This window comes from Thermocoleostomius sinensis A174, from assembly GCF_026802175.1.
GTDB lineage: Bacteria > Cyanobacteriota > Cyanobacteriia > Elainellales > Elainellaceae > Thermocoleostomius > Thermocoleostomius sinensis.
Genome location: NZ_CP113797.1, coordinates 2,289,840 through 2,311,593, shown reverse-complemented (window position 1 = coordinate 2,311,593; position 21,754 = coordinate 2,289,840). Strand labels below are relative to the sequence as shown.

At 48.6% G+C, this 21,754-nt stretch carries 18 protein-coding genes; 13 read left to right on the top strand and 5 right to left on the bottom strand.

The genetic code is table 11. The annotated features are described in order from the left end of the window. Window positions 1–27: 27 nt before the first annotated feature. Complete coding sequence (gene petH / locus OXH18_RS10040) at window positions 28–1,260, top strand: ferredoxin--NADP reductase (RefSeq protein WP_268612570.1); 1,233 nt, start codon at window positions 28–30, stop codon at window positions 1,258–1,260. 382 nt (window positions 1,261–1,642) lie between these two features. Next, entirely contained in the window at window positions 1,643–1,843 is a 201-nt protein-coding gene (locus OXH18_RS10035; protein ID WP_268612568.1) for a hypothetical protein, read from the top strand. 64 nt (window positions 1,844–1,907) lie between these two features. On the opposite strand, the gene OXH18_RS10030 is transcribed toward OXH18_RS10035, so the two are convergent. The 3 genes from OXH18_RS10030 to OXH18_RS10020 form a co-directional block, all read right to left on the bottom strand. Next, a complete protein-coding gene (locus tag OXH18_RS10030; protein ID WP_268612566.1) occupies window positions 1,908–3,032 on the bottom strand; it encodes a CO2 hydration protein in 1,125 nt (374 codons plus the stop codon). Between the two features lie 86 nt (window positions 3,033–3,118). After that, on the bottom strand, window positions 3,119–4,666 hold the full coding sequence (locus tag OXH18_RS10025) for an NADH-quinone oxidoreductase subunit M (protein ID WP_268612564.1): 1,548 nt from the start codon (window positions 4,664–4,666) through the stop codon (window positions 3,119–3,121). Window positions 4,667–4,773: 107 nt separating this feature from the next. After that, a complete protein-coding gene (locus OXH18_RS10020) occupies window positions 4,774–6,642 on the bottom strand; it encodes an NAD(P)H-quinone oxidoreductase subunit F (protein ID WP_268612562.1) in 1,869 nt (622 codons plus the stop codon). Window positions 6,643–7,568: 926 nt separating this feature from the next. Here OXH18_RS10020 and OXH18_RS10015 point away from each other — a divergent pair. From OXH18_RS10015 to mnmH, 10 genes are all read left to right on the top strand, one after another. Next, a complete protein-coding gene (locus OXH18_RS10015; protein ID WP_268612560.1) occupies window positions 7,569–7,877 on the top strand; it encodes a carbon dioxide-concentrating mechanism protein CcmK in 309 nt (102 codons plus the stop codon). A gap of 92 nt (window positions 7,878–7,969) precedes the next feature. Continuing rightward, complete coding sequence (locus tag OXH18_RS10010) at window positions 7,970–8,311, top strand: carbon dioxide-concentrating mechanism protein CcmK (RefSeq protein ID WP_106173690.1); 342 nt, start codon at window positions 7,970–7,972, stop codon at window positions 8,309–8,311. A gap of 16 nt (window positions 8,312–8,327) precedes the next feature. Next, on the top strand, window positions 8,328–8,630 hold the full coding sequence (locus tag OXH18_RS10005; protein WP_268612553.1) for a EutN/CcmL family microcompartment protein: 303 nt from the start codon (window positions 8,328–8,330) through the stop codon (window positions 8,628–8,630). Between the two features lie 47 nt (window positions 8,631–8,677). Continuing rightward, window positions 8,678–10,432: a ribulose bisphosphate carboxylase small subunit gene (locus OXH18_RS10000; RefSeq protein WP_268612551.1), complete on the top strand. Its 1,755-nt coding sequence runs from the start codon at window positions 8,678–8,680 to the stop codon at window positions 10,430–10,432. 120 nt (window positions 10,433–10,552) lie between these two features. Beyond that, a complete protein-coding gene (locus OXH18_RS09995; RefSeq protein ID WP_268612549.1) occupies window positions 10,553–11,188 on the top strand; it encodes an LbetaH domain-containing protein in 636 nt (211 codons plus the stop codon). A gap of 164 nt (window positions 11,189–11,352) precedes the next feature. Then, a complete protein-coding gene (locus OXH18_RS09990) occupies window positions 11,353–12,117 on the top strand; it encodes a carbon dioxide-concentrating mechanism protein CcmK (RefSeq protein WP_268612547.1) in 765 nt (254 codons plus the stop codon). 468 nt (window positions 12,118–12,585) lie between these two features. Beyond that, window positions 12,586–14,154, top strand: a complete 1,569-nt coding sequence (locus tag OXH18_RS09985; protein WP_268612545.1) for a B12-binding domain-containing radical SAM protein — start codon at window positions 12,586–12,588, stop codon at window positions 14,152–14,154. 114 nt (window positions 14,155–14,268) lie between these two features. Continuing rightward, entirely contained in the window at window positions 14,269–14,697 is a 429-nt protein-coding gene (locus OXH18_RS09980; RefSeq protein ID WP_268612543.1) for an FKBP-type peptidyl-prolyl cis-trans isomerase, read from the top strand. A 47-nt stretch (window positions 14,698–14,744) separates the two neighbouring features. Continuing rightward, complete coding sequence (selD, locus tag OXH18_RS09975; protein ID WP_268612541.1) at window positions 14,745–17,087, top strand: selenide, water dikinase SelD; 2,343 nt, start codon at window positions 14,745–14,747, stop codon at window positions 17,085–17,087. A gap of 105 nt (window positions 17,088–17,192) precedes the next feature. Further along, entirely contained in the window at window positions 17,193–18,248 is a 1,056-nt protein-coding gene (gene mnmH, locus OXH18_RS09970; RefSeq protein ID WP_268612539.1) for a tRNA 2-selenouridine(34) synthase MnmH, read from the top strand. Here the strand turns inward: mnmH and OXH18_RS09965 are convergent. Beyond that, window positions 18,245–19,144, bottom strand: coding sequence for a cyanophycinase (locus tag OXH18_RS09965; protein ID WP_268612537.1), 900 nt, complete (start codon window positions 19,142–19,144; stop codon window positions 18,245–18,247). The genes mnmH and OXH18_RS09965 overlap by 4 nt on opposite strands. A gap of 164 nt (window positions 19,145–19,308) precedes the next feature. After that, the gene (locus tag OXH18_RS09960; RefSeq protein ID WP_268612535.1) at window positions 19,309–19,542 is read right to left on the bottom strand and encodes a hypothetical protein; all 234 of its coding nucleotides are present in this window, start codon (window positions 19,540–19,542) and stop codon (window positions 19,309–19,311) included. Between the two features lie 255 nt (window positions 19,543–19,797). Between OXH18_RS09960 and OXH18_RS09955 the strand changes: the two genes are divergently transcribed. Continuing rightward, window positions 19,798–21,720 carry an acetate--CoA ligase family protein gene (locus tag OXH18_RS09955; protein ID WP_268612533.1) on the top strand — a complete coding sequence of 641 codons (1,923 nt, stop codon included), beginning with the start codon at window positions 19,798–19,800 and terminating at the stop codon, window positions 21,718–21,720. The last annotated feature ends 34 nt before the right edge of the window (window positions 21,721–21,754 follow it).

Genomic DNA, 21,754 nt, shown 5'->3' with positions numbered 1-21,754 from the left:
AGTTGGCTCAGGAGAATAGTTCGTAGAATGTACATTCCAAGCGCAGCGGGTGGTACTCCCAACACAGACTATGGCAACCGTCTCTTCGTCTACGAAGTGGAAGGCTTGCGCCAAAATTCCGAAACGGACAAGATGGACTATGAAATTCGGCGGAGTGGTAACGTCTTCATCACCGTGCCCTACTCGCGCATGAATCAGGAGATGCAGCGCATCACTCGAATGGGTGGTCGAATTGTCAGTATTCGCCCGGTTACAGCAGACAACACAGCTAACGGCAAGGCAGTTTCCTCTGACACAGGGTCGTCTAACGTGCAGTCAGCAGAACCAACCAAACCTATGGCTCAAGCGAAGGAAAAATCGGCAAAAGCAGCAAAGGCAGATGTTCCTGTTAACACCTACCGTCCCAATGCTCCGTTTATTGGTAAATGTATTTCGAATGAGCCGCTAGTCCAAGAAGGTGGGATCGGCATTGTTCAGCACATCAAGTTTGATTTGTCAGACGGTGATCTTCGTTATGTGGAAGGTCAAAGTATCGGCATCATTCCCGAAGGTCAAGATGACAAAGGGAAACCCCACAAGTTAAGACTATACTCGATCGCCTCGACTCGTCATGGCGATGATGTGGATGACAAAACGGTGTCGCTCTGTGTTCGTCAATTAGAGTATAAGCATCCTGAAACGGGCGAAACCGTCTACGGCGTTTGCTCGACCTACCTCTGCAATCTTCAGCCTGGTGCTGATGTCAAAATCACAGGACCAGTTGGTAAGGAAATGTTGCTCCCACCTGATGAGGACGCCAACATCATCATGATGGCAACTGGTACTGGCATTGCTCCGTTCCGTGCCTACCTCTGGCGCATGTTTAAGGATAACGAAAGGGCGGTTAACCCTGACTACCAATTCAAGGGGTTTGCTTGGCTCATCTTTGGCATTCCAACAACACCGAATATTCTCTATAAAGAGGAGCTAGAGGAACTTCAAGCGAAGTACCCGGATAACTTCCGGATCACTTATGCGATCAGCCGAGAGCAACAAAACTCAGAAGGCGGCAGAATGTATATTCAGCACCGGGTAGCTGAACATGCTGATGAAATTTGGAATCTGGTGAAGGATGAAAAAACACATGTCTATATTTGTGGGCTGAAAGGCATGGAGGATGGCATTGACGAAGCCATGTCAACAGCCGCTGAGAAGGAAGGCATTAATTGGAAAGAATACCAACGATCGATTAAAGAACGTTGGCATGTTGAAACCTACTAATTGCGAATTCGCAAGCTCACTTAGCTTTTTGAGTTGCAGCTAGTGAACTCGATGTTGGCATGACCAGGGGAGCGTTTCTCCTGGTTTTTTCGTGGCGATTAATCTAGAGGATTAACCTAATTAAAACTCAGTAAGCCCGATCGGTGATCGGCAGTATCGAGAAACAAGTCCCCCTCTCCTTGCCTAAAGTCGCCGCTCAATGCATCAAAACAATAACAGAACTTATTAATATGTATTGATTTTATATTTATTGACAAGTATTGCTGAAAAGCTTGACGCAGTTAGATTTGATCCCTAAGCTGAAGAGTAGCGAAATATAAAAAAAGTCTTAAATTCTGCCAAGACAACACCCTATCATGTCCTCTCATGTCAGGTGTCTGCTATGACGGCTCATCACCTTCGTCAACTTTGGCAACTCATTGAAGCTAACTCATCTGAACTGCTCCATGAGCTAGACGATCACAGTCTGGTTCATTGGCTTGTTCAACGACTCAGAGAACGCTGTCGCCTTAACAGGGAAGAAGAAGCAGAAGCCAGAAGGTACATCTATTCTCGGCTGTTACTAATTCGCGAGATTAGTTAATGAGCATTGTCGTTAATGAGCATTGTCTAGAGTGTTTGTTGTCCCTTCTTAGGCAGCATTTACTTTACTGAACATTCAATAGCTGCGTGTGCAGAAGTCGATCCATCCAGCTTTCCAAGTAGGCGCGATTAGCCTTTTGTTGCTCTGAATCAGTTGTAGTACGCGGATAGGGCATCAATCCTAGTAGAGCCGCCGTTGTCACACAAAACATTGATTTTTGAAAGCTAAGACAGATTTTGACGCGCAAATCGTCTTGACCCCGTAAGCCCTGTAAATAGATATCTTGCAAATAATCAGGTAGGTAATGAATCATATCTTGCATCAGTAGGGTTGGCGGGATTCCGGCCCCACCAATGGGCAAGGCATCAGCAAAGAGAGCACCGTAGGCAAACCCTGATTGCTCTTTGGGAACCTGACCCGCTTGAGCGTTATAAGACACTGTGCCAAAAAAGGGGAAAGAACGGAAAAATACCGCCTCGACATAGGGAACGGCTGCATCCATAAGAAACGTTAGCCCTACAGATTCCGGAATAATTTCATAGGACACTTGCTGAATTGGCACTGCGTAAGTGATGGGTTGCTTGGCAGCGGCGACCAATCCCTGTAGGATATGCTCGACGACTTGAGGAATGGTTTGAATTTCTCCCCGATCGTAGCGATCGGACAACTCCAAGAACATACGGCTCATCACATTCCAGAACTGTCCTAAGATGCTGTAGTAAACCAGCAGCCGCACCTGTTCAAGGGCAAACTCTGGAAACAGTCGCCCCAGTCCTTGTAGGAATAGATTGTTTCGCACCTTAGCTTGAATCGCAGCTATGGCCCGCTGCTTAAACTCTTCGCTATCCAAATAGCGATCGACTTGTTCTGCTCCATGCCAAAACATGGCCTTCATGCAGTACTCAGCGTATTCATAATTAATGCGATCGTGCCACCAATGTTTCAGCAGCTTGGGTAACGTCACGTCTCCGTTGAAGTATTTGAAAAAGGGAAATAGCACCAAGAACTGGTGCTCAGCAATGTAGGTAAGGTTGCGCTGATAGGCATCCAGAACCACGCCATAGCTCTTGAGCACCCCCACTACCTCTACCACATTGCTAGGAGAATCAGGGAGTAGTGCTTCACCCGACTCTATGCGGTGAATGATACTAGCCAGGGGATGGGTAGACGGAGAAGAGATCGTGACCATAGCAGCAGAAGAGCGAATTGAAATAAAGGTGAGACAAAAATCGAATACGAGAGAACACTAAATTGAACAATGAGATGATTAGAGACTTAATTCGGAGACCAGCCAATCGCCGACTCAATGTGAAACGCTGTTGGGATGGCAGGGGCAGGCTCAATCCCTACCACGGTCATCTGTGTGGTATTGTCGATAGCTAATGTCAAGACAACGCCCTCGCTCCAGCGGGTTATCCAGTTGGGTTGCAGCCCCAACAGCACAATCAAGACTGTAACAATTACCGAAGGAATGCGATCTTGCCAACGCACTCGCGGTAGGTTGGATAACGTGTCGGGAAGGCGACCAAAAAATACGCGATTGATCAAAATGAGAAAATACACCGCTGTCAAAGCAGTTCCTACCATACACAGCAACGTTTGCACCGGAAAGACTGGAAAACTGCCGCGGTAGACGATAAATTCTGCAATGAAGCCCACCATGCCGGGAATACCAGCACTAGCCATGGCTCCCACAATCATCAAGCTGCCGATCAGCGGCAGTCCCCGTTCAGGGTTCAGCAATCCGCATAAGACATTGACATCACGAGTTCCCGTTTTGGCGTACACCACTCCAACCAACAGAAACAGTAGCGCTGAAATTAAGCCGTGGCTTGCCATTTGGGCGATCGTCCCCGTTAAGCTTAACGGTGTGGCTGCGGCACTGGCTAGAATGATGTAGCCCATGTGTCCGACTGAGCTGTAGGCAACGATTTTTTTCATATCAGTTTGGGCAATCGCAGCAAAGGAGCCATAGATCACGCTAATAACGGCAATCCAGGCTAATCCTGGTGCTAGGACTCGCCATGCCTCTGGAAACAGTTGTAGTCCAAATCGAAGCAGCCCATAGGTTCCCAGTTTCAGCAATACTCCGGCTAGGAGAACAGAAGCAGGAGTGGGGGCTTCCACGTGGGCATCCGGTAACCACGTGTGCAGCGGTACGATCGGAATTTTAATGCCAAAGCCAACCAGTAACGTCACGAGCAGCAGCAGTTGAGTAGCGATCGGTAGCGTCTGGTTTTTTACAACCTCATAATTAAAGCTGTCAAAGCCACCTAAAATGGTTAACCCAAAGAATGCCGCCAAAATGATGATCCCAGAAATAGCGGTATAGATAAGAAATTTGGTTGCTGCATAGCCGCGTCGCGCTCCACCCCAAATGGCAATAATCAAGTAGAGCGGAATCAGTTCTACCTCATAAAACAGAAAGAATAGCAGCAGATTTTGGGCCAAGAATGCGCCGGCAACGGCTCCGCCAAGAATGAGAATAAGGCTGTAGTAGAGGCGAGGGCGGTTGATCGCGGGATTGCTGCTGAAAATGGCAATCCAAACCAGCAAGCTGTTGATCAAGATCAGTGGCATAGATAGACCATCCACGCCGAGTTGATAGTTGAGGCCAAGGCTTTCAACCCACGGTATTGATTCCTGAAATTGCAAGCCAGCATCGGTCACTACAAATTGAGTAGCCAAGTAGATAGTCCACAGTCCAACTAAGCTAGCAACCGCAAGGGCAATCTGACGAATGCGTCCAACAACCAGTGCAGCAGGAAGCAGCGTAATCAGAAGAACACCCAATAAGGGTAGCCAGACGAGAACACTTAGCATGGCGATCGCTCCTTGACAACAAATCCCGAATCACAAAAGCAGGCACGTTAGGTAGGACAGTGATGCTAGAGCATCACACACGATGAGCACTTTTAGAGATAAAGCAGCTAAAGAGCAGAAAATCGCAGTGTCCAGTTCAAGAATGCCCAGCTTACTGCTACTAGCACTAGCACTAGCCCCACAAACAGACTAAGTAGATAATTGCGAGATTGCCCTGAAACCGTGTATTTTAAGCTCTCGCCACCAAAAATAGAAGCAACTCCAACAAAATTAACCAGCCCATCTACCACATAGCGATCGAACCATGCCGTTAATCGTGATCCTTGGACGACTCCGAATACAACGCTGATTTTATAAAGTCGATCGATGCAGAAATCGTAGGCTAACACTTCCCGCACCGATTTCCAAACCAAATCGACTGGCCGTGAGGATCGAGCACTGAGGTAAAGCAGTCCCGCAAGTCCGGCTCCGATCGCACTAGAGAGCACAAGCAACACTGCCAGATTACGGCTAGCAGCCGTTAAGGCAGGAATTGACAGCAATCCAAGCCGTTGTAGCAGCACAGGAGACATCAAATTGAAAATCGTTAATGTCACCATGGGCACAGCCATCAGCCACGGCACTTCGGGAGCGCGGCGCGTTTTCGGTTGAGGCTTTCCCCAAAATACTAAGCCGAATACCCTAACCAAATTAAAGGTTGTCAGCCCATTGACTAACAGTAAAATGACCAGTAGCCACGGCGATGTCTGCCAAGCCTGCTGCGCCCATGCCAACATCACCCAAAATCCTCCGAGGGGCAATAATCCCACTGAGGCCAGTCCGCCAATGACAAACGCTGTCGCAGTGGCAGGCATTCGTGACGCCAACCCGCCCATCTCTGTTAAATCCTGCGTACTGGTGGTCATAATGATCGAGCCAATGCTCATAAACAATAGGGCCTTGGCCAACCCATGTACCAGTAGAAACAGCAACGCTAACTCATCTTGCTGCATTCCCACTGCCAGAAACACTAGCCCTAAATAGGCACTCGTCGAATGAGACAGAGTACGCTTAATGTCAATTTGAGCGATCGAAACGAGCGACGCCCCCAGTGCTGTTAAGCCTCCGAGTACCATTAGTACCGTAAGTACCGTAGGAGATAGTGCCAGCACTGGCTGAAGGTTAATGAGGACATAGGCTCCACAACCCACCACCACCGAGTTTCGTAGAATTGAGGCAGGATTGGGGCCTTCCATGGCTTCATCTAGCCACAAATTCAGCGGAAATTGGGCGCATTTGCCCACTGGTCCTGCTAGCAACGCCAGTCCTAACAACGTCGCAATTAACGGAGGGAGATGTGCCACCTCTGCCCAGCGAGCTAAGTGGGTAAAATCTAAACTCCCGGCGATCGCCGACAGCGCCACAACCCCCATCAGTAACAGTAAATCCCCAACCCGCTTTGTTAAAAATGCATCCCGTGCTGCCGTCACTACTAACGGCTGTGCATACCAAAAGCCGACTAGCAGATAGGTGGAAAGCGTTAGCATCTCCAACAGCGCATAGCTGAGAAATAGCGAATCGCTGAGGGCAATCCCGCTCATGGCGGCTTCAAAAAAGCCCATTAATGCATAGAAGCGGGCCAATGCCCAATCTTTTTCTAAATAGCCCAATGCAAATACCTGAGCCAGCAAACTCAGACCAGAGACAAAAACCGCTGCTCCAACACTAGTTTTAGAGGTGACAAGCGTTAGCCAAATATCAAATCCTGGAACACTCAGCCACGGAATCAGCGATCGGGTGGGGGGAGACTCCCAAATTGCCCACAGCAATACCACGCTGTGAATTAGCGCAAACACGGTCATGAGGATATTGAAGTAGGCAGCCGGCCTAGGGCCAGTGCGGCGAACCAACCCCACCGACCAAGGCAGAGTCAGAAGAGCACCTACCAGTCCATAAACAGGAACCCACCAGCTAGTCTGAGCGAGAAGCTGAGTCATCACAATGCGGCTTTCCTTTAAGTAAAGACACAGGTTGATCAGCGCAACCTACCTGGATATTAAACCGAAACCTACCCAGGCTGTGACAATTTGGGATGACTAAATCAGCCAGACGAAAGAAAGTATCGTGAAACCAAGCCGAAAGGCTGCATTGCACAAAGAACAGCTTCTTAGGACCGGCAAAAGCAAGACAAAGCGAGAGCAATCAGTGGCTACATCTAAACTGTTAATTTTGCTTAAGGAAACTTTAGCATCTATCAACGAAGGCTTCATCATTCTTCGTTTTGCTGAATCCCTTGTCATGCTGTTGAAGAATCTTCATCCAAACGCTCCTGCCTGGTTTGAAATATAAAATCTTGCTTATGAATGATATAATTAGAGTTAATAAATTTTCGAGCGTAGCTTTTGTGATCAACTTCACTCGCAACAACCGTATGAGGCGCTACCGCTCTGTTTCGGTTTAATTGATTGAATAGGAGATCTGAAAAATCATCGCTATTCAATGCTTGAAGATTGTACTTGTCGAAGAGGAGGAAATGTCAGCGCTCGCTAATTTTGGCTGCAAAATACACCAAAAAAGTACACCAAAGGATCACATAGGAAATATGTGGGTTCGTGAGGTTGATTGAGGATTGAACGTTTCTCTCCAACTAGTTCTAGCTATTAGATTTAGTTTCCTGGGTTAGCGTGTATCCAGAGTGCGTTGTAGAATCTGGCATGTAGGATCGGGTATCGATAATCTCGATTTATACGTTGTATAAAAATAATCATTCTGCTTTATATTGCCAAGGTGAATCTCGTCCCTGTATTCTTAGTTTGGGAATTCTAAAGATGCCTTTACTAGAGATAGAATTGGTAATTCCGTGACTAATTCCATAGACGGTGGTTTCTAGTTGTTGAACGACTTCTCTTGCGGGAGATAGGTAATGCCGATTGCTGTAGGAATGATTGAAACAAGGGGCTTTCCTGCTGTTGTTGAGGCAGCAGATGCCATGGTAAAGGCTGCTCGTGTGACCCTGGTTGGCTACGAAAAAATTGGTAGTGGTCGGGTCACGGTGATTGTTCGCGGTGATGTCTCTGAAGTGCAGGCATCGGTGCAAGCAGGCACAGAAGCGGCCAGGCGAGTGAACGGTGGTGAGGTGGTCTCCACTCATATCATCGCTCGACCGCATGAGAATTTAGAGTATGTTCTACCCATTCGGTACACCGAGGCCGTAGAGCAGTTTCGAGCTTAGTTGAATTCTTGGATTTGACTAGGCAATTTGAGTGACTGAACAGTCAGTGAGTTTGTTTTGTTAGCACGTTTAACTGGAAGGGAGATTTTACGATGGCGATCGCAGTTGGAATGGTAGAAACGTTGGGCTTTCCTGCTGTTGTTGAGGCAGCAGATGCCATGGTAAAGGCTGCTCGTGTGACCCTGGTTGGCTACGAAAAAATTGGTAGTGGTCGGGTTACGGTGATTGTTCGCGGTGATGTCTCTGAAGTGCAGGCATCGGTTTCAGCCGGAATTGAGAATGTGAAGCGGGTCAATGGAGGACAGGTTCTTTCGACTCACATTATTGCTCGTCCTCACGAAAACCTGGAGTATGTGCTGCCCATTCGTTACACTGAGGCAGTTGAGGCATTTCGGGAGAGCGTGAGTGGAATTCGTCCGATTAGCCGCTCCTAGTTGCGCTTGAAGCCTGATGAAAATTGCTAGAGTCTGCGGTACGGTTGTTAGCACTCAGAAAGAGTCTAGTCTTACAGGAGTCAAATTTCTAGTCATTCAACTCATAGATGAAGAGGGTCAGCCTGTTCCAGGCTATGAGGTTGCGGCTGATAGCGTTGGGGCAGGAGTGGGCGAATGGGTACTTGTCAGCTATGGCAGTGCTGCCCGCCAGTCTCCCGGCAGTGAATCTCGCCCTCTAGATGCCTTGGTGATTGGAATTATTGATACCGTTAGCGTCGATAACCAGCGCCTATATAACAAGCGAGAGCAAGATCGATAGGAGTATCGCAAAGACTCTAGCTCCTACTGCTCATAGGAGAAATCGTTATGGTAGTCCGTGGCTCTGCTGCTCCGCCCACTTCTTGGTCGAAGAGTTCGACGCAACCTAAAGTTGATGAGACTGCCAAGGTTCATCCCTTTTCCAGTGTGATGGGGGATGTGTCGATCGGTACCAATGTATTGATTGCCCCCGGGACTTCCATTCGCGCTGACGAGGGAGGTCCCTTTCACATCGGCCATGGAAGCAAGCTTCAGGATGGGGTTGTTGTTCATGGATTAGAGCAAGGACGGGTCGTTGGAGATGATCAAGTCCCTTACTCGGTTTGGGTTGGGAACAATACATCAATTACCCACATGGCTTTGATTCATGGCCCTGCCTATATCGGTGATAACTGCTTTATTGGCTTTCGCTCGACAGTCTTTAATGCCCGGATTGGACACGACTGCATCGTGATGATGCACGCCTTGATTCAAGATGTTGCCATTCCACCAGGAAAATATGTTCCGTCCGGAAGCATTGTCACCTCGCAGGAACAGGCCGATCGACTGCCCGATGTTCAAGAAGTCGATCAAACCTTTGCAGCCCATGTTGTGGGTGTTAATCAAGCGCTGCGTTCTGGATATCCCAGTGCTGACACAGTTACCTGCGTTACCCCTATTCGTAAGCAATTAGAGCGAGTCTATCAGCAGAATAGTTCTGCCGATTCCTCTAACGATTCCAGTTCCCCTAGTCAACGTCATAGCAATAGTCAGATGGTTAATACTCGTCTTAGCCCGGAAGTTGTAGAGCACGTTCGTCAACTCCTCTCTCAAGGTTTGAACATTGGTACTGAGTATGCTGATAAACGCCGGTTTCAAACTAGTTCCTGGACTAGCTGTACTCCTGTTTCAAGCAATCGCGAAGCAGATGTGCTTCATGCGCTTGAAGCGTGCGTGAATGAACATGCTAACGATTATGTTCGCCTGTTTGGCATTGATTCAAAAGCAAAGCGGCGTGTGTCGGAGTTGATCATTCAACGCCCGGGAGAATCCGCCCTAGGCAGTTCGGTTCGGGTCACAACTAGCAGCTACAGTGGCAGTAACTATAGTTCTTCCAACAGTTCTTCCAGACAGACCAGTAGTTATTCCTCTGGGTATTCGTCGAGTTATGCTTCTTCTGGAAGCGGATCGCTGGGTTCGGAGGTGATGGAAAAGGTTCGCCATTTCTTGTCGCAAGGCTATAAGATTGGTACCGAACACGCTGACAAACGTCGATTTCAAACCAGTTCTTGGACAGTTTGTTCACCCATTGAAACTACCCGCGAATCTGATGCGATCGCAGCCCTTGAAAGCTGTTTGGCGGAGCATCGAGGTGAGTACGTCCGCTTGTTTGGCATTGATCCAAAGGCAAAGCGGCGTGTATCAGAATTGATTATTCAACGTCCGGGAGATACAAATGGGACTGCGCCATCGGCTCCCCGATCGCCCTATCCGTCTAGTGCTTACACTCCTCCGCGATCGAATACCAGCAATGGCTATAGCCACCATCGCAACGGGTCAGGACATCTTAACGCTGAAACCGTCGAGCAAATTCGCCAGCTTTTATCACAAGGTTATCGAGTGTCGGCTGAGCACGCCGATGTACGACGGTTCCAAACTTCTTCTTGGAAGAGTTGTGCTCCGATTCAATCGAGCAATTCATCTGACGTGATTGCGGCCCTTGAAAGTTGTTTGGCCGAAAACAGCGGTGAGTATGTTCGTGTGATTGGTATCGATACTAAGTCAAAGCGGCGCGTAGCCGAGATGATTGTGCAACGCCCCTAGTGATACTGGCGCTTAGATTGTAAAGGGCTGACTTGCTTCGTTGTTGCTAGTCTAAGCGGAGTCAGTTAGTCTGACGCACATCTAACGTCCAGGATCTACATTCCCATCGCTGAACTGAAAATGTCTAGCTTAATTCGATCGTCTTCACCCGCTGTCATTCGTGACGCACACTTTTGTATCAGTGGTTCTGTCACAATTGATCCGAGTGCAGCGATCGCACCCAACGTTCTGCTTCAGGCTGATCCGGGCAGCAAGCTAATTGTGGCAGCTAATGTTTGTGTGGGCATGGGTTGTGTGCTTCATGCTTATCAAGGCACGTTAGAGTTAGAAGCGGGGGTGACACTGGGCAGCGGGGTTTTGATCATTGGTCATGGCAGGATTGGGGTAAATGCTTGTGTTGGTCCGATGAGTACCATCATCAATAGTTCTGTCTTGCCACACCAGATGGTTCCGCCTGGTTCATTAATTGGAGATGGTAGCCGACAAGTCATTGAGGTAGAGTCTTCTCCGCCGATCGCGACTGAATCGATTCCTTCCCCACCTTCCCCAACGCCCTCTGTGTCATCCGCCCAATCAAGCTCGACCGTGTCATCACCAACGTCAATTAATGAGCCACCCTCCCCGAACTCCTCGCCGATAGCAACATCGAATCAGTCTCGCGTTGTGTATGGAAAAGCCTACATTGAGCGCATGATGGTCACGATGTTTCCCCATCGCCAGTCGTCACCAACTGACGAAAAGAAGGGGGAGGATTAAAGCAGGGATAGCCCCATCGTCTGCCATTTCCTCGCTCACAGCCTTTAACCTTGAAAAATTGAACTTGCTCTCTGCCTTCTGTCTAACTGCTTGCATGAGTAGCAGCGCTTATACTGGAGTCAGGAAGCAGACACAACACAGAGGTCTGCCTTAGTCAGATTATTATGAATTCATCAGGCTATGCCCCTATCCCAAGTGAAAGCGCGTTGGGGTTGGTTTGCACTCGGAGTTTTCCTGCGATCGTGGGAACAGCCGATATGATGTTAAAATCTGCCGCTGTGCGTTTAGTTGGATATGAAAAAATTGGCAGCGGTTACTGTACGGCTGTTGTACGCGGTCGTATTTCAGACGTGCGAATTGCCGTCGAAGAAGGGGCAAATGTGGCTGAGCAATTTGGACAACTGGTGTCCAAAACTATTATCCCCCGCCCCTTACCCAATCTAGAAATGGTGCTGCCAATCAGTGGTCGATTGGCTCGGTATTTAGACGAAAATAGCCATAGCCGTCTAAGTAATCAAGCTGTAGGACTGCTAGAAACGCGAGGGTTTCCAGCCATGGTTGGAGCAGCCGATGCCATGCTGAAGTCCGCAGAGGTACAGTTAGCAGCTTACGAAGTGGTGGGGGATGGGTTGTGTACCGCCATTATTCGAGGACGGGTTTCGGATGTGGTCGTGGCCGTAGAAGCGGGAATGCACGAAGCCGATCGCATTGGCGAACTTCATGCCGTTATGGTGATTCCTCGACCGTTAGAAGATTTGGAAGCAACCTTGCCCTTGGCAAGCTGTTGGATCGAGAAAAAACAACCGATCGCCTTTCCCTTGGATCTCAAAGAAACGCAGAAGGAGTTGGCAGGACAAGAAGAAGCGATCGAACTTCCCGATCTTCGCCAGCTTCCGGTGCCAGATGAAGTGCGAATTGACGAAACATAGAGTAGTTTGCAATAGTTGGCGTTGAATATTGCTAAATCTTAGCAAGAGCACCCCTAGCCTTAACCCTTCTGCCTTAGTAAGCCGAAGTGACGTTTCTGCTTCTTGCAGAAGCAACTCAATGTGAGTAGCAAACATGAATAGTGAATATGATTGCCGTGTAGCTTAGCCAGCGAGTGGCAAGCTTGTTGTATAAAAATTACGGCATTGCTGAATTCAGGATAGAATCGACCAACGTTGAGCCTGGCCATAAGCGGATTTTGCGGAACGCCTCTACGCAAGCGATCCAATCAGCAGCGCTAAAATTACATCCCTTGTAGAATGAGGCAGAAAGTAAGTGTCCCTTCGGAGAGGACAGTCCAGCCAATAAAAGGCAAACTGGAGTGTATTTATTTTTAGTGCTTAACGTTTTAGTGCTTAACGTTAGCGGTGCAAATAAGTATAAAAAATAACATATGAGGCAAGTCATTTATGCGAACGCTCTTGATTTACCCACAGTTTCCCAAAACCTTTTGGTCATTTGAGAAGATTCTAGAACTGATTGATCGCAAGGTGTTGCTGCCACCATTAGGTCTCATAACAGTAGCAGCCATTTTGCCTCAAACATGGGAATTTAAACTAGTCGATCGCAATGTTCGAGCAGTGACAGACACTGAATGGGAATGGGCGGAGATGGTGATTCTCTCGGCGATGATTGTGCAAAAACAAGACTTGCTAGAGCAAATTCGCGAAGCGAAGCGCCGGGGTAAGCGGGTGGCGGTGGGTGGGCCCTATCCAACGTCTGTTCCCGATGAATCGTTGCAAGCAGGAGCCGACTACCTGATTCTGGATGAGGGCGAAATGACATTGCCTCAGTTTGTGGAGGCGATCGAACAGGGTGACACGCAGGGGATTTTCCGGGCTAATGGCGAAAAGCCCGATGTGACGCAGACGCCGATTCCACGCTATGACTTGTTGGACTTTAACGCTTACGATTCGATGTCGGTGCAGTTTTCGCGAGGCTGCCCGTTTCAGTGTGAATTCTGTGACATCATTGTCCTGTATGGTCGCAAACCCCGCACCAAAACGCCTCAACAGCTTTTGGCAGAACTCGATCGTCTCTACGAATTGGGCTGGCGACGGGCAGTTTTCATGGTGGACGATAACTTCATCGGCAACAAGCGCAACGTAAAACTGCTGCTGAAGGAATTAAAAGGCTGGATGGCCGAGCATGACTATCCCTTCTCGTTTAATACGGAAGCGTCAGTAGATCTGGCTCAAGACCCAGAATTAATAGAACTCATGCTAGCGTGCAACTTCAACGCTGTGTTCTTGGGCATTGAAACACCTGATGAAGACAGTCTGGAACTGACCAAGAAGTTTCAAAATACTCGCGCTTCGCTAGCCGAATCGGTGCAAGCCATTAGTCGGGCAGGATTGCGGGTGATGGCAGGTTTTATTATTGGGTTTGATGGCGAAAAGAAAGGGGCGGGCGATCGCATCATTGAGTTTGTTGAGCGGACTGCCATTCCCACCGCTGTATTTGGCATTCTGCAAGCCCTACCCCACACAGCCCTTTGGTATCGTTTGGAAAAAGAAGGGCGGTTACTCAATACCAGTGTTGATGGGAATCAAATGGCTTTGATGAATTTTCAGCCCACTCGTCCGGTAGAAGATATTGCCCAGGAGTATGTCAATGCCTTTTGCACCTTGTACGAGCCGGAGCGATTTCTTGATCGGGTCTATCGCCATTTTCTGACTATGACACCGCCACGCTGCAAGCCACCTGGACAAATACCTAGCCGTGCCGAATTGAGAGCCTTGGCCATTATTATTTGGCGACAGGGCTTCAAACGCAGCACTCGTTGGAAATTTTGGCATCACCTGTTTAGCATGATGCGACGCAACCCCGGCGTTTGGGATCACTATTTAACGGTCTGTGCCCACGCAGAACACTTCATTGAGTATCGCCAAATTGTCCGCGAGCAAATTGCAACGCAGCTAGCAGAATTTCAAGTTGAGCAACAACAGCCGAAAAAAGTAGAAGCGATCGCCAGCTAAAGAGACGATTATCCTCTGGCATCCTTTAGCCTTTCCTAAGAATTCCTCGCTGTCAACCACTCCAGATCCTCGGTAAACTGGACGAAAAGCATCCTAGACGCCGAGGAGAAACAAATGGCACAAGCAAAAATGGGTGATACCGTCAGCGTGCACTACACAGGCAAGCTGGAGGATGGTACTGTATTTGATTCCTCGGAGGGGCGTGATCCGTTGCAGTTCTCCATTGGTAGCGGACAACTCATTCCAGGATTTGAACAAGCGGTGATTGGAATGGCTCCGGGCGAGTCGAAAACGGCTCAGATTCCAGCCGATGAAGCTTATGGCTCTTACCATCCGGAGATGGTGTTGGTAGTAGAGCGGCAGCAGATCCCGTCTGAAGTTCCCGTTTCAATTGGGTTACAGCTACAGATTCAACAGCAAGGTGGTGCGTCCATTCCTGTCATGATTACAGATGTCTCTGACTCACAGGTGACGTTGGACGCCAATCATCCGCTGGCTGGTGAAGATTTAACGTTTGAGATTCAATTGATGGAGATTGCTTAAGCAGTTCACTTGCCTATAATGTTTCCGCTCGTCCGTTCCTGGCAATCATGCAGTCTACATCTCAGCCAATTGTCAAAGATTTAGTGCTGATAGGGGGCGGTCACAGTCATGCGATCGCCCTCAAGCAATTTGGTATGAATCCCCTGCCGGGAGTCCGATTGACGCTGATTACCGACGTGTACCACACGCCCTATTCGGGAATGCTGCCGGGGTATGTAGCCGGGTTGTATAACTTTGACGACTGCCACATTGATTTGCGTCCCCTAGCTGAATTCGCCGGGGCAACGATGATTGCCAGTCAAGCAGTGGGGCTGGATCTAAAATCTCAACGAGTTTTACTGATTGATCGTCCCTCGCTTAGCTTTGACTTACTCTCGATTGACATTGGCAGTACTCCATCCACCCTAACGGTTCCTGGTGCGGCTAAGTATGCAATTCCTGTCAAACCAATCTCAAAGTTTTTGCAACGCTGGGAAACTTTGGTTGCCCAAGTAGAGCAACGCCCGAAGCGTCTCTTGCGGATTGCCATTGTGGGCGGTGGTGCAGGAGGGGTAGAACTTGCATTATCAGTGCAAGCCCGTTTGCAGCGTTTATATGAAGCGTCTCACAGTCCCCCTAGCTTGCTGGAATTACATTTATTTCATCGCGGTCAGCGCTTACTGCCAGAACGCGGGCGTTGGTTGGGCGATCGATTAGAGCATTTGTTGCAGCAGCGCGGTGTACGGTTGCACTTGCAAGAGACAGTGTGTGGGCTGGAGGGGATAGCCGGGAGTGGAGATGGGGGATTGGAAACTGGGGAAGCCGTGACGGTGCACTGTGAGTCAGGCTTGGTAGTAACCTGCGACGTGGTGTTTTGGGTGACACAAGCGGCGGCGGCTCCTTGGTTGCGTGACTCCGGTTTAGATACAGACGATCGCGGTTTTGTTCAAGTCAGTGATACATTGCAATCTTTATCACATCCTCAAGTATTGGCAGCGGGAGATGTCGCGACGATGGTCAATTATCCCCGTCCCAAGGCTGGTGTCTTCGCCGTGCGACATGGCAAACCGTTATATCAAAATTTGCGTCGTTTATTGCTGAACCAAGCGCCACAGCCATTTGTGCCGCAAAAAGAGTTTTTGATTCTCATCGGAATGGGCGATCGGTCGGCGTTGGCTTCTCGCGGTCGGTTTGGCTTGGGCCCCTACTCTTGGATTTGGCGCTGGAAAGAGCGGATCGATCGACGGTTCATGGAGAAATTCTCCAAGTTGGACATGGGAAATGGGAGGCTAGGGAGGCGGAAGGCGGGAGACAGGAGTGGGAAAATAGCCACCGTTCGGCCGATGCTGACGGAAGCCTATCCATCTATTCCTGCGATGCACTGCGCAGGCTGTGGCTCCAAAGTAGGTAGCTCGGTACTGGAGCGGGTGCTAGCACGGATTCGTCAAGAGCAACCCGATCGATCGCGCGACGATATTTTAGTGGGGTTAGATACTCCGGATGATGCGGCAGTGGTATCTGTGCCAGCCGATCAGGTCATGGTACAAACAATCGATCAGTTTCGGGCGCTGTTGAGCGATCCGTTTGTGTTCGGAAAAATTGCTGCCAACCATTGCTTGAGCGATTTATTCGCAATGGGAGCAAATCCGCAGAGTGCACTGGCCGTGGCAACAATTCCCTATGGCTTGGAGTCAAAGCAGGCAGAAACCTTGTATCAGCTTTTGTCAGGAGCCGTGCAGGTATTGCAGCAGTCTAATGCTGTGCTGATTGGCGGGCACACCACTGAAGGAGCAGAGCTATCGTTCGGATTGTCCTGTAATGGGTTGGTCACTCCCGATCGCCTGTGGCGCAAAGGCGGAATGCAGCCCGGTGATAGTTTAATTTTGACGAAAGCGATCGGCACAGGCACATTATTTGCGGCAGACATGCGCTTGCAGGCAAAGGGACGCTGGATTGAAGGGGCGATCGACTCAATGCTGCAATCGAACCAAGCGGCAGCCGATTGTTTACGCGAGTATCAGGCAACTGCTTGTACAGACGTGACAGGGTTTGGGCTATTGGGTCATTTAGCCGAAATGGTGCGATCGTCGGGCATGTCGGTAGGACTGGATCTAAATGCTTTGCCAATTTTGGAGGGCGCAAAGGAAACGGCGCAACAAGGTATCCTCAGTTCTCTGCATCTGCAAAATCAACAAGCTAGCCACTTAATCAAAAACCTAGATGCCGCCACTAGGCATCCGCTTTATCCATTGTTGTTTGATCCACAAACCTCTGGGGGATTGCTGGCAACGGTTGCCGCCAGTTGTACGAGTGAATGCTTGTTTGCACTGAAAGCATTAGGCTATGACCAAAGTCGAGCGATTGGCGTAGTTCTGCCTAGTTTGGAAACACCTTGCATTGAGATTCGGTAAAAACTCTGAGTTTCGATGCCGCGGGTCGTGTTAGGGGAGGAGGACTACCAAGTAGACTTTCTAATAGTCAGGTGGGATGCCACGATCGCTAGGTGATAAGTTTGTATGGTTCGATCGCTGACCGTTGAGCAATTTTTGCAAGCTCCCGGTGTAATTCTGGATGTACGCAGTCCAGGGGAGTATGAGCAAGGACACATTCCCGAGGCAGTGAGTTTTCCGCTGTTCACCAACGAAGAACGAGCTAAGGTAGGCACGCACTATAAGCAGCAGGGGCGCGATCAGGCCGTAGAACTAGGATTTGAAATTGCTGGCCCCAAATGTGCCGATTTTGTGAAACAGGCTAAATCGCTTGCGCCCGATCGACGAGTGCGGGTGCATTGTTGGCGTGGGGGAATGCGCAGTGGAGCAATTAGCTGGATTCTGGAAATGGCTGGGCTAGATGTCTCAGTCTTGGTTGGTGGCTACAAGGCGTTTCGCCACTGGGTTTTAGAGCAGTTTCAAGTTCCCCGCTCAATCCTGATATTGGGTGGTATGACGGGCATGGGCAAAACCGATATTCTATCCGCGTTGACCGATCGAGGAGCACAAGTGCTTGATCTAGAGAATCTGGCAAATCATCGCGGCAGCAGCTATGGTAATTTGGGTTTACCCAAACAGCCCAGCACAGAGCAGTTTGAGAATTTAATTGCTATGCAATGGGCTAGGTTTAACTTGTCGCAACCAGTTTGGATTGAAGCCGAAAGTAAGCGGATCGGCATTTGCCGCATCCCGGAAGCTCTGTTTCAGCAAATGGAGCGTTCGCCTGTAATAGAAGTAACGCGCCCCCGCAGTGAGCGCTTGCAAGCGCTTGTGAACTTGTATGGTCTAGCCGATCGCCAAGAACTAATTAACGCCACTGAACGCATTCGTAAACGGTTAGGTGGATTGCGCACACAAACCGCTGTGAAATTAATTCAGGAAAATCAATTACCTGCTGCCTGTGACATTATTCTCGACTACTACGACAAAACCTATACCTACGATTTGCACCGTCGCAATGTTCCGATTCACGTGCTGGATGTGACAGGCTTAACGCCAGCGGAAAGCGCCGATCGGTTGTTGGATTTTGTTCAATACAAGCTCGCTCCACCTTTTCCGAGTCCGAACAGTTGCGAGTTTTAGTCCAGAATCACTGCTCGCTTCTTCAGATCAAACCGATATCCATGTGGCAGAATATGCAACTTAGCTCCACACAGGGCTAAGGGTTCGTCTTTAAGTAGTTCGTCTAAATTACAGTGTTCAATATTGGATACATCCAACACCGTCACCGACCCTTCGCCCACTACTTCGACTTCTGTCCCATTAACGGCGATCGCCGTGTTCTCGTCAATGCCAAAGCCCAGTACAACAGGTTGTTGCACCACGGCAGAAATGAGCCGTCCCAACCGACCCCGTTGAGCAAAATGCTGATCGATTACAACACCAGGTAAAAACCCCATGCCTTCATCCATCCGTGCTACTTCCACACGAGGATTTGTCTCTGGCTCACCTTCTACAATCATTACATCTGGCATCATCGCCGCCCCCGCACTGGTTCCTGCAATTACCACCCCTTCAGCAAAACGTTTGTGCAAGGCTTTATCGACCTCTGTTCCCTTCAACAATTCGGTGATGCGTGCCTGATTTCCACCTGTGAAGAAGACGCCTGTAACTTCGCTGAGAATTTCCAGAGCACGGGGGTCACTGCCGTCTTCCGGGCGAGCCGTATCAATGACTTCAACGCGACCGACCCCTAACCGCTCAAACACTTCAATATACTGAGCACCCACTTCCCCTGGTAAGCCAGTTGCCACAGTCATGACAGCAATATGTGCCTCCATGCCGCCAGACCGCCGCAAAAACTCTCGCAAGATTTTGCACTCACCTTCTTTGTCCTCAGCCCCACCAATAATCACGAGTTGACCCTGCTTCCGTTCTAGCTCGGCAATTTGCGCTGCACTTGTATCACTCTGTGCTTGCTCAGTGGAACTGGCTTGAGGATGCTCCTGGTCTACCCCAGCATTGTTAACAGCTACCATATCTACCTCGAATTCATAGAATGATTTATGACTGAACTTAAGTCAATCACGATTTCGGGAGCCGTTATACCTGCCGAACGGTAGAATTTGATACAAAATGCCGATCGTGCCTCTCAGTCTTTGGGGGGAATAGGATATGCCGGGTCAGGTAAACCAAGCATCGGTTATTTTTTATGAACCATGAGTGACTCAGCCGTTGCCAAATTAAAGTCCACTAATGTCTTGAGGAACGCAAAGGCATGATCTAGCGAAAAATGTCTTGGTTTTCCTTGATAGACAATCTGGTATTGATTAGGAAACTCACTATCGCCGTATCCAGAAATTAAATGTTGCCGAAACGCCTTTTCTGCAAGTATTTCAATTTTTTGTTTAAGTGCACTACTTGTTGATTGATACATAGGGTGTATCTCCTCATTCTGCTCATGGTTATACAGAATTTGATAGTGTATTGCACCCCTCAAAAGATCGAACTTAGCAAATAGAATTCATATCATTGAAGGATTTAGTTAATCAAGTTCTGAATCTAAATTGATGTTAATAATTCTTTTTATGATTTAATCAACAAGTCCCTCCCGTGATAGAGGGATGCACCCACAATATTTTGTAGAGTCATCTAGGTTTATAGCTGAACTCTATAGCATTCAAAACTTCCAATGGTATTTAGTGAAATCGAAGTCTCTCGAATCAACGCTAGAAAAACCGATGTATTTGATATATTCAATAGTCGTTTTTATGAAGGTCCAAATCCTTATCTTGAAACGGCAGCCTTTGCCTTTGACTTTGCGTTAACTAGTTATAGCGATCCATTGCCGATCGAGAATTATCTTACAGTCATTAGTGAACGTTATCCTCACCTTGCTGACGATCGGTACGATTCTCATGCCCAGCTATTTGCTCGTACTGTTTCAGAAGTCAATCGGTTGGATATGGATTTGCATTTTCATCATTGGAGTGTTCAACCCGTTGTTCAGCTTGACAACAAGAAGTTTGATAGCATTGCCATAGAAAGCCTTCATGCTCGCACCTGTCGATCGGTGGTGTACAGCGTATGGGATTGGTTTGAAGCAATCACACGAGGTAAATCGTTTCAAATTGATGATGATATAGAAGTGGCGCAAGGATTGTTTCGGCGATCGGTGTATGGTGGTCCGACGACCTATGCTTTACTACGAACGGCCTACGAAAAGAACATTCCTACGTTCTATCTATGGGACGAAGGTCTGATGCAGTATGGGTATGGCAAGCGACTGGTGCGCGGAGCGGCCACTACCTTTGATTGCGATAGTCACCTTGATTCAGACTTCACCACGCGCAAAGATGATTGTAAAGCCTTTTTAGATACGCTCGGATTTCCAGTACCAACTGGTAGTGTGGTTCGATCGTTCGAGGAAGCCCTTAGCGCAGCCGCCCAAATTGGTTATCCTGTTGCTGTCAAGCCTGTGGTGGGGCACAAAGGCATTGGTGTCACAGCCAATGTGCAGGATGTTGCAGAATTAGAAGCAGCGTACCGACGGGCAGTGCGCGCGATTCCGGACGATCAGCCGATCGATGTCATTGTAGAAACCAGCATTACCGGCAAAGACTTTCGCTTACTGTGCGTGAATGGGCGGTTTGTGGCAGCTACCGAACGCCGACCTGCCTTTATTACGGGGGATGGTGACGCGACCATTGCTGAATTAATTGCTCGTGAGAATCGATCGCCCTCACGCAGCGATACCCCAACTTCACCTTTGGGAAAAATCAAAATTGATGATGCGATGGAACGGTACCTAGAACAACAAGGCTTTACCCTTGATACCGTTCCCAATCCTGATCAAATTATCTATTTACGCAAGGTTGCTAATCTGTCATCGGGCGGGTTTAGTATTGATGCAACCGAGACGTTGCATCCAGATAACGTCATCTTGGCACAAGACATTGCCCAACATTTTCGGTTGACTTGCTTAGGCATCGATTTAGTGGCAGAAGATGTTTCACGATCGTGGAAGGACGGGAATTTTGGCATCATTGAAATCAACTCGGCTCCAGGTATTTCCATGCACCTGCGACCGGCGATTGGCAATCCGGTTGATGTCACCTCGGCTATCCTTGACACATTCTTTGAGACCAACGATAGCGCCCGCATTCCAATTCTGACCTTTAATCACATCAGCGTTTCTGATTTGCAGGAACTTGTTGATCACATTCTGCAACAGCACCCAGATTGGGTAATTGGGGCGGTCTGCCAAGAGGGGGTTTTCATTAATCGCTCGAAGAAGGTATTGCATCGTAATTACAATACCAACGTGTCTAATTTGTTGCGCAACCCGAAACTAGATCTGTTAGTAGCGGAATATCCCGAAGCAATATTAGAACAACAAGGCATGTTTTACTATGGCAGCAATCTAGTAGTGCTAGATAATCCTACGGCTACCGAAACAATGCTCGCGCGAGATGTGTTTCCACAATCGGTGGTAGTCACTCGTCAGCACAAGGACGTATCAATTCGTCGTGCTGGTTTGATTGAGCAATATCAGCTTGGAGAGGAGGAACCCTTTACTCGCGTCTTTCTCAAAGAAGTTAGCTCCATTCTCTAGGACAACGGCATTTATCACCATTTCTGATAGTGAG